Below are 2,728 nucleotides of genomic sequence, written 5' to 3' on the forward strand. Positions count from 1 at the left end.
TGCTCTTTTGAAAATAGAAACTTAATATTTAATCAAATAAAGAGAAATTATACTATATTTATTAACTTAGATCCAGATGGCTCAAAACTTTTTGATAAAACATTAAAAGAAAATTTTAGGAATTATCGTAAAGATATATCACCTTTTCTAGAAGATACAATAAATAAAATTCAAAAGACTTTAGATGAATGTAAATGAAAATAATACCAGTGTTAATAATGAAAATAACACCACTATCAACTTTGAAGAAAGCATAAAAGAAGCTTTAAGAAAAGGGCAAGAAATTGTAGAAAGTAACATAAGGAATGCGATAAATGTCTATTTATAAAGAATGTGAAGTTTGTAAAACAAAAATCAATAAATTACAAAATATTTGGAATATATTCTCAGGCAAATTAGAAATAAAATGTAAAAATTGCAAAAGTAAATATGGAGTTTCTAGTAAAGTTATAGATTGGGTGTATAGTATTTTTTGTGAAAACTTATTACTCTTTCCACCAATTGTATTTTTAAATTTCATATATTTAGGTAGATATTTTTCAAAATATGGATTATTTGAAATGATATGTTATTTATCAATAATCATTCTTTTTAGTAGAAAACTAATAAATATTATTTTACTTCTTCTTTGCAAATTAAAAAGGCTAGAAAATGAGAGATAAATTTTTAAAAAGAGTATTAAAATTATGTTTTTTTACATTTTTTATTTGCAACGCTGCTTATGCTTTGTGCACTGATGAGTTGAGCGATGAGGATTTAAAATTTATACAAAATGCAAATTTAAATCAAGTTAATTTTAAATGCAACATAAACAATCAAACATACTACTATAACAACCTTACCCGAAAAGAATATTTACAAAACTTAGAAGAACTTAAGGCGATTTATTTTAATCTGAACAAAGAAGAATTAAAAACACTAAGCTATATCATCTATATTAATGAAGCACTTTTTTATCTAAAACTTGATTTGAATTTTTTTAAAAACTTTTTTTCTGTGCAAAAAAACGATATTTCAAACCTTGAAAGCTTAAGAAATTCTCATTATAAGCAAATAGAAAATAGTCTGACATTAAATCAGAAAGAAAAATTACAAAACTCTTTTGTTTTAGCAGATCAAATTTTGCAAAAAAACGCAATTGCAAAGGATTATACTAATATTTCCTCTAAGCTTATAGAGCAGAGCAAACAAGAAAATAAAGAAATTTTAAAGTATATTGAAAGTTCAAACAAAGATATCTTCTCTCTTAAAAATATCAATCAATTAACCTTTCTTTATAATGCAAATTTACTTATAAATGAGGCTAAAAATTATCCACAAAGATCAGCTCTTGCTTATGATAAAAATGAAGCATTAAAACTTTTAGAAATACTTTTAAAAACAATGAATAAAATTTCAAATAAAGAAGATAAGCTTGTGCTTTTACAAGGTGCTTTGATTACTTACAATAAAGCAATGTCAAGCTTAAATATTGATTTACCACTAAATGAACAAAAATATAAAAAAATAATCAAAAGAAAAGAATATATTATTTTAATGGGACGATTTTTTCAAAGTGATGCGTTTACTTATTTTAATACCAATATAAAAAGAAAATTTGATTTTAAAGATGATTTTATTCAAATTTTTCCAAAAAGAACGAGTGAAATTTTAAAACTCATTGCAATTTACAATCAAACAAAAAAAACTTTAATGCTTACAAAGAAAGCTTTAAAATATAAGGAATAAATATGTCAGATAAAGATGACTTAATAATACCCGAAGAGATTAGACAAGCTTGGGATGAAATAGAACCTATTTTAGATTATGGAAATACTATTTTAGAAACTTTCAATTCTTGCGGATTAATTTGCAAAAAATTCCTATTACTGGCGATGTTATCAATTTTATTTTAGTTTGGGATGAAGAAAAAAGCGTAAGCAAAGCTATAGCTAATTTAGGAATAGATAGAATAGCTGATTTAACAATTATCATCTCCTCCATTATGGATTTGGGAATGACACTTGATAACATAAAAGATATTGAAAACTCTAGAGAAGAAGCTAAGAAATTTACTTTTAATTTAATTGATTCTTTCACAAGTAATAAAACTTATAAATTTAATACCCACTCTCTCTACCCCTACTACAAAAACATACAAAATTCCTTTACTCCTTTATGTTCTATAGATGATAAAAATAGTAATTTGTTAAAAGAATTTAATTTTGATAGTTTTTCTTGTAATTTTTATAATAATAATATTTTCAATCAAAGTCTTAAGCATTTAAATAATATACAAAATGAAAAAGAATATATCAATGAGTATAAAATATTTTTAGAAAATCTTAATTATTTTAGTCAAGAATATAATAATTATAAGCTTGTATCTATACAAGCAATCAATAATTTAAAAATAGCCTATATACAAAAACTATCTTTAGAAAATATCAACAACATCAACATCGATTCAAAACCCTATCTATTAAAAGCTTTATATTTTTGTGAAGATTATGTTTTATATGATAAAGATAAGCAAGCTTTATTTGATGAAAACACAATAAAAGAATTAGAATTTAACTCTAGTTTTTATACTATCTTTATCTCTCATAAAAACAAACTAAATGATACTTATTTACAAGCAAGAAAAGAACTTTATAAAAGTATTGATGAATTTAAAAAACTTGGTTTTGAAGATTTAGAAAATGCTTATCAAACTTATATTAATTCTTTGATTGTAAATAAAGAAATA

Annotated in this window: 3 protein-coding genes and 2 pseudogenes; all 5 read left to right on the forward strand. The window is 22.9% G+C overall.

What is annotated here, in order from left to right:
- A pseudogene (locus AJ932_RS10665) lies at positions 1-198 on the forward strand (hypothetical protein); the annotation flags it as partial.
- Positions 185-328, forward strand: coding sequence for a hypothetical protein (locus AJ932_RS10420; protein WP_162842173.1), 144 nt, complete (start codon positions 185-187; stop codon positions 326-328). The pseudogene AJ932_RS10665 and the gene AJ932_RS10420, both read left to right, overlap by 14 nt.
- A gap of 323 nt (positions 329-651) precedes the next feature.
- The gene (locus tag AJ932_RS00135; protein WP_070278001.1) at positions 652-1,728 is read left to right on the forward strand and encodes a hypothetical protein; all 1,077 of its coding nucleotides are present in this window, start codon (positions 652-654) and stop codon (positions 1,726-1,728) included.
- A 2-nt stretch (positions 1,729-1,730) separates the two neighbouring features.
- Positions 1,731-1,895: a hypothetical protein gene (locus AJ932_RS10425; protein WP_171824240.1), complete on the forward strand. Its 165-nt coding sequence runs from the start codon at positions 1,731-1,733 to the stop codon at positions 1,893-1,895.
- Positions 1,850-2,728, forward strand: a pseudogene (locus AJ932_RS00140) (hypothetical protein); the annotation flags it as partial. The gene AJ932_RS10425 and the pseudogene AJ932_RS00140, both read left to right, overlap by 46 nt.

The organism is Campylobacter sp. BCW_6873, assembly GCF_001762365.1.
In the GTDB taxonomy this organism is placed as follows: Bacteria; Campylobacterota; Campylobacteria; order Campylobacterales; family Campylobacteraceae; genus Campylobacter_D; species Campylobacter_D jejuni.